The organism is Actinokineospora sp., assembly GCF_050699995.1.
Lineage (GTDB): Bacteria > Actinomycetota > Actinomycetes > Mycobacteriales > Pseudonocardiaceae > Actinokineospora.
Map to the genome: position 1 here is coordinate 1 of NZ_JBOHGC010000082.1, position 8,294 is coordinate 8,294.

Genomic DNA, 8,294 nt, shown 5'->3' on the forward strand with positions numbered 1-8,294 from the left:
GTGATGGGCGATGGCAACCTGTCGCCAAATCGGCGGCTGCGGTCGGGGGCTCGCTTCCGGCTTGGCCACGGCGCCAAGCAGGTGGCCTACCTCGACTGGAAGGTGTCGTTGCTGGCCAACATCGAGCACTCTCGGCGCGTGGATTCGCGTGGAGCCGTCTTTGCCGATTTCAGTCCCCTGCCCGAGCTGGACGAGCTGCGGTGGGCGGTGTACCTCGGCGACGGCAAGAAGCACCTGAGCTCGGAGTACCTCAAGACGCTGACGCCGCTGGCACTGGCCGTCTGGTACATGGACGCTGGCGGGCTTCAGGTGCCCTCCAAGGGTGTGCAGGAGCGCACTCGGGGAGGTGGCGGGCGGGCGGAGATCCGCGTCGAGGCGTTGAGCGAGGGGTCCCGTGATCGGCTCGTCGAGCACCTGCGGGACACGCATGGGCTGGACGTGACGTTGGTGGCCCGGGGCGCCCGCCGCACCACCTGCATCCAGTTCACGACGGCGGCAACTACGAGGTTCCAGGAGATCGTCGCCCGGTACGTGCACTTGTCGATGGCGCACAAGCTGCTTCCCCGGTTCCGGGGCCGGTGCGGTGTCGAGCCGCAGTTCGCACCGACCGAGCTGCGCCCGGTGCCGGTCCGTGTCCTCGATGTGCACGTCAAGCCGAAGACCCGTTCGATGAAGAAGTTCGATATTCAGGTCGAAGGCAATCACAACTACTTCGTCGACGGGGTGATGGTGCACAATTCCCCCGAGACCACCACCGGTGGTAAGGCGCTGAAGTTCTACGCCTCCGTGCGTCTGGACGTGCGCCGCATCGAGACCCTGAAGGACGGCGGCGAGCCCGTCGGCAACCGCACCAGGGTCAAGGTCGTGAAGAACAAGGTCGCGCCGCCGTTCAAGCAGGCCGAGTTCGACATCCTCTACGGCAAGGGCATCAGCCGCGAGGGTTCGCTCATCGACATGGGCGTCGACCAGGGCATCCTCCGCAAGTCGGGCGCTTGGTACACCTACGAGGGCGACCAGCTGGGACAGGGCAAGGAGAACGCCCGCAAGTTCCTGCTGGAGAACCCGGACGTGGCCGACGAGATCGAGAAGCGGATCAAGGACAAGCTCGGCATCGGCGCGAAACTCGACGTCGACGAGACAGTCGCGGCGCCTGTCGAGTTCTAGTGGCGGAGCGCAAGTACGCGCGCAGGACTCGGGGGACGGGCAGCGACTCGTCCCCCGAGGAATCGCGCAAACCCGAGGAACAAGACCCGGCAGCCAAGGCCAGGGAGATCTGCTACCGCCTGCTCACGGTCCGCTCGAGAACCCGCCAGGAACTCGAACAAGCCTTGCACCGCAAGGAAATCCCCGACGACGTCGCCCAGACCATCCTCGGCAAGTTCGCCGCCATCGGCCTGATCGACGACGAAGCCTTCGCCGAGAGCTGGGTCCGCTCCCGCCACACTTACCAGGGCTTGGGCCGCCGCGCGCTCGCCATGGAGCTACGGCGCAAGGGCGTGGCCGACGAGGTCGTCGCCGAAGCCGTGGACGCCGTTGACAGCGAAGCCGAGGACGAACGCGCCCGGCAGCTGGTCCGCAAGAAACTCGGCGCGATGTCGGGTTTGGAGGATCAGGTGCGCATCCGCAGACTCGTCGGAATGCTGGCCCGCAAAGGGTATTCGGAGGGCATGGCCTTCCGGGTGGTGCGCGAGGAGCTGTCCGCCTATGGCGGCGACGCGTCCGAGTTGGACACTATTCCGGACTGAGCCGCGCGGCCCGGTCGTGCCAAATGGTGCGACCGGCAGGCGGGTGTCTGCGAAGCTGTCGCGGTGAACGAAGCCGGCGAACGTAGGCGCCGCGCCGTGATCCAGATGTCCAGTTCGCTGCGCAACATCGGCAGGCCGCAGGAGAGCGTCGACCTGCTGACCGCCGAGATGAACGCCGGGTCGGACCACCTCCGACGCCGTCCGGGAGCGGGAGGCCGTCTCCCTGGTGATCGGCGCCCTCGCCCGGCATCTGCCGCGCTACCAGCGCTCCATGGCGAATTACGCACGCCTGCTGGTCGAAAGGAGTAGATCAGGGTCTTTACGTGAGAATTACTCGCGAGTATCTTTCTGGTTTCGACCTGGAGGAGGAACCCGATGATCCGTCCTCGCTTATCCGTCCGAAAGCTGACCGTCGCGGTCGCCGTGCTGCTCGCCGCGGGTGTCACGGCGCTGCCCGGGATGGGGCAGGCAGCCCAGAACCCGCCCGACACCGAAGTCGGGGCGGTGGGCGTGCCGTACAAGGGGACCTTGCCCGACGGGACCGTCCAGGGTTTCCTCGACGCCCACACGCACGTCTTCTCGAACGTCGCGTTCGGCGGGAACGTGGTGTGCGGCAAGCCTTTCGACCCCGCCGGTCCGCAGAAGGCGCTCGTCGACTGCCCGGACCACTTCCCCAACGGTGAGTTCGCCTGGTTCGAGAACTTCACCAAGACCGGCTCTCCGGTCGGCACGCACGACCCGGTCGGGTATCCGAGCTTCAAGGACTGGCCCGCGCACAATTCCCTGACGCACCAACAGGCCTACTACAAGTGGATCGAGCGCGCCTGGCGCGGCGGGCTGCGGCTGATGGTCAACCACCTGGTCTCCAACCGCCAGCTGTGCGATCTCTACCCGATCAAGAACCAGCCCTGCAACGAGATGGACTCCATCCGGCTGCAGGCGCGCCTGATGAACGACCTGCAGAACTACATCGACGCGGAGAACGGCGGCCCCGGCCAGGGCTGGCTCAGGGTGGCGCGCAGCCAAGACGAGGCGCGCAAGACCATCGAGGACGGCAAGCTCGCCGTCCTGCTCGGGGTGGAGACCTCCGAGCCCTTCGGCTGCAGGCAGATCCTCGGGGTCGCCCAGTGCTCGAAGGCCGACATCGACCGCGGACTCGACGAGATGCACACGCTCGGCGTGCGGACGATGTTCGTCTGCCACAAGTACGACAACGCCCTGTGCGGTGTCCGCTTCGACGGCGGGGTCGCGGGGGTGGCGGTCAACGCGGCCAACTTCCTGGGCACCGGGCAGTTCTGGGACGCCCGCACCTGCACCACCGAATACGCTGACAACACGATCGCGGCAGCCGGGACGATCCCCGATGCCCTCAAGCCGCTGGTACCGCTCCCGGTGTACCCGCCCGCGCCGCACTGCAACACCCGCGGGCTCACCGACCTCGGCGAGCACATGGTCAAGGGCATGATGGCGCGCGGCATGATGGTCGAGGTCGACCACATGAGCGTCAAGGCCGCCGACCGCACCCTCGACCTGCTCGAAGAGGTCCGCTACCCGGGTGTCGTGTCGTCGCACAGCTGGACCGACACCAAGTACTTCCCGCGGATCTACGCCCTCGGCGGCATGATCGCCCAGTACGGCCACTCGGCGCCGCAGTTCCTCGCGGGCTGGCAGCAGGGCGAGGGCTACCGCGACCAGCACGGCATCACCGGCTACGGCTTCGGCATCGACGTCAACGGCCTCGGCGGCCTGCCCGGGCCCCGCCCGGACAACGCGGGCAACGGCGTCACCTACCCGTTCACCTCGGCCGACGGCAGCGTGACGCTGGACCGGCAGCGGATGGGCGAGCGGACCTGGGACGTCAACATGGAGGGCATGGCGCACTACGGCCTGATGCCCGACTGGATCGAGGACATCCGCCGGGTGGCGGGCGACGAGATCGTCCAGGACCTCGTCGGCGGCGCCGAGGCCTACCTGCGCACCTGGGGGGCCGCCGAGCGGTTCCAGGCGCCCGCCAACCTGGCCAGGGGCGCGACGGCGACGGCGAGTTCGTCGGAGTGGAGCCTCTGGTATGACTTCCGGCCGCACCGGGCCGTCGACGGCGATCTAGGCACCCGCTGGGCGTCTGGCTGGAGCGACGGCCAGTGGTTCCGGATCGATCTAGGTGCCCAGCGCCAGATCAGCCGGGTCGCACTGCGCTGGGAGGCCGCCTACGGGTCGGCCTACCGGGTCGAGGTGTCCGATGACGGCCAGAACTGGCGGTCGGTGGCGGCGGTCGACGGCGCGTCCGGCGGACTCGATGTGGTCTCATTCGCGCCGACTTCGGCCCGTCATGTGAAAGTCCAGGGAGTCCGCAGGGGGACGAACTACGGCTACTCACTGCGAGAAGTCGGCGTGTACTGAGTCCACTCCGGAACTGGCAGGAACCGTTGCGCCGCAACGGTTCCCGCCAGTTTTTGTGCGCGAAATCACCCGGTGTGTGCCCGAAGTCACACGGGAATATGCTTCTCCGTAGTGGGTCAGTGACCCGCCGACCGGCCCCATGTGGTACTTGTCACATCTGCTGTCGGCAGGCAAAGTCGGCAACGAGCGGGCACCCTCGGTCCACCCTCGGCCGGGGTCCGCGAATGGACCGGCGTATGGAGGTGCGTACATGTCGAGCACGGAGATCCACGAACTGCAGCGGACGATCGGCCAGCTGCGGCACTGTGTCGGCGCGCTGCGGGGTCGCTACGGCGACATCCCCGCGGTGCGCAGGCTCATGAACGACATCGAACGGCTCGACATCGACTCGAGCGAGTTCTCCGCGACCCCCAGCACTCCCGTGCCCAGGCCCGCGGCCGAAGGCGAGTTCGTCGTCGTGCCGGACACCCCGTACGACCCCGCCCTGTGGCAGGGAGCCGACGACGAAGGAGTCGGCGGCTACCACCGATAACGCCCCAGGGTCCCCACCACGAGATGTATCCGACGCGGGCCGCCCCGAGCCCGTGAGGATCGCAACAAAGACGAGGAAACGATGACGTCAGGCGTCGGCGCCCCCAGGCGGGCGCGGATCTCCGCGCGCACCCTTCGGACGGACCGGTGGTGGCTCCCGCCGCTGCTGACGAACCTCGGACTGCTGACTTTCGTGGTCTATGCGGGCGCCCGTTCGTTCATGGGCAAGTGGTACTGGGTCGAGGAGTACGGCTATCTCACGCCGTTCTACTCGCCCTGCCTGAGTGAGTCGTGCCTGCCGGGATCCAGCCACTTCGGCACTCCGCTTCCGGAGCTGCCGGGCTGGATCCCGCTGGGCTTCGTGGCCCTGCCGTTCCTGCTGGGCTTCCGCCTGACCTGCTACTACTACCGCAAGGCGTACTACCGCTCGGTGTGGCAGTCCCCGCCCGCCTGCGCGGTCGCCGAGCCGCACGGCAGCTACTCCGGTGAGACCCGCCTGCCGCTGATCGTGCAGAACGCCCACCGGTACTTCTTCTACGTCGCGCTGGTCATCTCGGTGATCAACACCTACGACGCGGTGCTCTCGTTCACCAACGGCGTCGGCCTCGGGTCCCTGATCCTGTCGATCAACGTGATCCTGCTCTGGGCGTACACGCTGTCCTGCCACTCGTGCAGGCACATCGCCGGTGGCCGCCTCAAGCACTTCTCCAAGCACCCCGTGCGCTACCGCGCCTGGACGCTGATCTCCAAGCTGAACGTCCGCCATATGCAGCTGGCGTGGACGACCTTGGCGACGCTGATGCTGACCGACCTCTACGTGATGCTCGTCGCCGGCGACGTCATCTCCGACCTGCGGTTCTTCTAGGAGAACCTGCCCTCCCCACCACAGTTTGTCTTTCGAGAGGATCCAATGAGTCAGGTCGAGCGGCACTCCTACGACGTCGTTGTCGTCGGAGCGGGCGGCGCGGGGCTCCGCGCGGTGATCGAGGCCCGCCAGCGCGGGCTGCGCGTGGCGGTCGTGTGCAAGTCGTTGTTCGGTAAGGCCCACACAGTCATGGCCGAGGGCGGCTGCGCGGCGTCGATGGGCAACGCCAACTCCAACGACAACTGGCAGGTCCACTTCCGCGACACGATGCGCGGCGGCAAGTTCCTCAACAACTGGCGCATGGCCGAGCTGCACGCCCGAGAGGCCCCGGATCGCGTCTGGGAGCTGGAGACCTACGGCGCGCTGTTCGACCGCACCGAGGACGGCCGGATCAGCCAGCGCAACTTCGGCGGCCACACGTACCCACGCCTGGCGCACGTCGGCGACCGGACCGGCCTCGAGCTGATCCGCACCATGCAGCAGAAGATCGTCTCGCTGCAGCAGGAGGACTTCGCCGCGACCGGTGACTACGAGGCGCGGATCAAGGTCTTCGCCGAGGTGACGATCACTGAGCTGGTGAAGGATGACGAGCGGATCGCGGGCGCCTTCGGGTACTACCGCGAGACCGGCCGGTTCGTGCTGTTCGAGGCCCCGGCCGTGGTCCTCGCGACCGGTGGCATCGGCAAGTCGTTCAAGGTCACGTCGAACTCCTGGGAGTACACCGGCGACGGCCACGCGCTGGCCATGCGCGCGGGCGCGACCCTGATCAACATGGAGTTCGTCCAGTTCCACCCGACCGGCATGGTCTGGCCGCCCAGTGTCAAGGGCATCCTGGTCACGGAGGGCGTGCGGGGCGACGGCGGCGTGCTGAAGAACTCCGAGGGCAAGCGCTTCATGTTCGAGTACGTCCCCGAGGTGTTCAAGGGGCAGTACGCGGAGACCGAGGAAGAAGCCGACCGCTGGTACACAGACCAGGAGAACAACCGGCGCACGCCCGACCTGCTGCCCCGTGACGAGGTCGCCCGCGCGATCAACTCCGAGGTCAAGGCGGGCCGCGGTTCACCGCACGGCGGCGTCTACCTCGACATCGCGAGCAGGCTGCCCGCCGAGGAGATCAAGAAGCGGCTGCCCTCGATGTACCACCAGTTCAAGGAACTGGCGGATGTCGACATCACCGCGGAGCCGATGGAGGTCGGTCCCACCTGTCACTACGTGATGGGCGGCATCGAGGTCGACCCGGACACCGCGGCGGCGAGCGTCCCCGGCCTGTTCGCCGCGGGCGAGTGCTCCGGCGGCATGCACGGCTCCAACCGCCTCGGCGGCAACTCGCTGTCGGACCTGCTGGTCTTCGGCAGGCGCGCGGGTCTCGGCGCGGCGTCCTATGTGGAGTCGCTGCAGTCGCGGCCGACCGTGTCGCAGTCCGATGTGGACGCGGCGGCGGAGATGGCGCTGGCGCCGTTCGACCCGCCTACCGATGGCGTCGAGGAGAACCCGTACACGCTGCAGAACGAGCTGCAGCAGTCGATGAACGACCTGGTCGGCATCATCCGAAAGTCCGAGGAGATCGAGCAGGCGCTGGAGAAGCTCGCCGAGATCCGCTCACGCATCCGCAACGTCACCGTCGAGGGCCACCGGCAGTTCAACCCGGGCTGGCACCTCGCGATCGACCTGCGCAACATGCTGATGGTCAGCGAGTGCGTCGCCCGCGCGGCCCTCATCCGCACGGAGAGCCGTGGCGGCCACACGCGCGACGACCACCCGGGGCTTGACGCCCAGTGGCGCAACAAGCTGTTGGCGTGCAGCGCGAAGGACGATGATCCGGTGGTTCCCGGCGTCGAGGTGACGCCGAAGGAGCAGGTGCCGATGCGGCAGGACCTGATCGAGCTCTTCGAGCTGCCTGAGCTGGAGAAGTACTACACCGAGGACGAGCTGGGCAGTCACCCGGGAAGGACGGCCTGAGGTGTCGTACAAGGCGAAGTTCAAGATCTGGCGCGGCGACGACCAGACCGGGGAACTGCACGACTACTTGATCGAGGTGAACGAGGGCGAGGTCGTCCTCGACATCATCCACCGGCTGCAGGCCACCGGTGCGCCCGACCTCGCGGTGCGCTGGAACTGCAAGGCGGGCAAGTGCGGCTCGTGCTCGGCGGAGATCAACGGCAGGCCGAAGCTGCTGTGCATGACCCGGATGTCGACCTTCACCGAGGACGAGGTCATCACGGTCACGCCGCTGCGCGCGTTCCCGGTGATCCGCGACCTGGTGACCGACGTGTCCTTCAACTACAAGAAGGCCCGCGAGATCCCGTCCTTCACCCCGCCGCCGGGCCTGGAGCCGGGCGAGTACCGGATGAAGCAGGTCGACGTCGAGCGGTCGCAGGAATTCCGCAAGTGCATCGAGTGCTTCCTGTGCCAGGACACGTGCCACGTCATCCGTGACCACGAGGACAACAAGGAGTCCTTCGCGGGCCCGCGTTTCCTCATGCGGATCGCCGAGCTGGAGATGCACCCGCTCGACGCGGCCGACCGGGTGCGCGAGGCGCAGGACGAGCACGGCCTCGGTTACTGCAACATCACCAAGTGCTGCACCGAGGTCTGCCCGGAAGGCATCAAGATCACCGACAACGCGCTCATCCCGAGGAAGGAGCGCGTGGCGGACCGCAAGTACGACCCGATCGTCTGGTTGGGCAGCAAGCTGTTCAAGCGCGAGAAGGCGTGAGTTCCGGGGCTTCCGGGAGCCGAGCGCGGCTCCCGGA

7 protein-coding genes and 1 pseudogene are annotated in these 8,294 nt (G+C 67.4%); all 8 read left to right on the plus strand.

The features are described from left to right. The gene (locus ACRDSQ_RS04895; protein WP_431419161.1) at positions 1-1,164 is read left to right on the plus strand and encodes a hypothetical protein; all 1,164 of its coding nucleotides are present in this window, start codon (positions 1-3) and stop codon (positions 1,162-1,164) included. After that, on the plus strand, positions 1,164-1,745 hold the full coding sequence (locus ACRDSQ_RS04900) for a regulatory protein RecX (protein ID WP_431419163.1): 582 nt from the start codon (positions 1,164-1,166) through the stop codon (positions 1,743-1,745). The genes ACRDSQ_RS04895 and ACRDSQ_RS04900 overlap by 1 nt, the downstream gene beginning before the upstream one ends. A 63-nt stretch (positions 1,746-1,808) precedes the next feature. Then, positions 1,809-2,124 (plus strand): annotated as a pseudogene (locus ACRDSQ_RS04905) (tetratricopeptide repeat protein). Then, the gene (locus ACRDSQ_RS04910) at positions 2,121-4,145 is read left to right on the plus strand and encodes a discoidin domain-containing protein (protein WP_431419164.1); all 2,025 of its coding nucleotides are present in this window, start codon (positions 2,121-2,123) and stop codon (positions 4,143-4,145) included. Before ACRDSQ_RS04905 ends, ACRDSQ_RS04910 begins: the two are co-directional and overlap by 4 nt. Positions 4,146-4,395: 250 nt before the next feature. Continuing rightward, the gene (locus ACRDSQ_RS04915; protein ID WP_091371644.1) at positions 4,396-4,677 is read left to right on the plus strand and encodes a hypothetical protein; all 282 of its coding nucleotides are present in this window, start codon (positions 4,396-4,398) and stop codon (positions 4,675-4,677) included. An 81-nt stretch (positions 4,678-4,758) separates the two neighbouring features. Beyond that, positions 4,759-5,541, plus strand: coding sequence for a hypothetical protein (locus ACRDSQ_RS04920; RefSeq protein ID WP_431419167.1), 783 nt, complete (start codon positions 4,759-4,761; stop codon positions 5,539-5,541). Positions 5,542-5,586: 45 nt separating this feature from the next. After that, the gene (locus ACRDSQ_RS04925; RefSeq protein WP_431419169.1) at positions 5,587-7,500 is read left to right on the plus strand and encodes a fumarate reductase/succinate dehydrogenase flavoprotein subunit; all 1,914 of its coding nucleotides are present in this window, start codon (positions 5,587-5,589) and stop codon (positions 7,498-7,500) included. Between the two features lies 1 nt (position 7,501). Continuing rightward, entirely contained in the window at positions 7,502-8,257 is a 756-nt protein-coding gene (locus ACRDSQ_RS04930; RefSeq protein ID WP_431419170.1) for a succinate dehydrogenase/fumarate reductase iron-sulfur subunit, read from the plus strand. The last annotated feature ends 37 nt before the right edge of the window (positions 8,258-8,294 follow it).

Coding starts and splice junctions, on each gene's coding strand:
- ACRDSQ_RS04910 (WP_431419164.1), top strand. CDS start 2,121: ATGATCCGTCCTCGCTTATCCGTCCGAAAGCTGACCGTCGCGGTCGCC.
- ACRDSQ_RS04915 (WP_091371644.1), top strand. CDS start 4,396: ATGTCGAGCACGGAGATCCACGAACTGCAGCGGACGATCGGCCAGCTG.
- ACRDSQ_RS04920 (WP_431419167.1), top strand. CDS start 4,759: ATGACGTCAGGCGTCGGCGCCCCCAGGCGGGCGCGGATCTCCGCGCGC.
- ACRDSQ_RS04925 (WP_431419169.1), top strand. CDS start 5,587: ATGAGTCAGGTCGAGCGGCACTCCTACGACGTCGTTGTCGTCGGAGCG.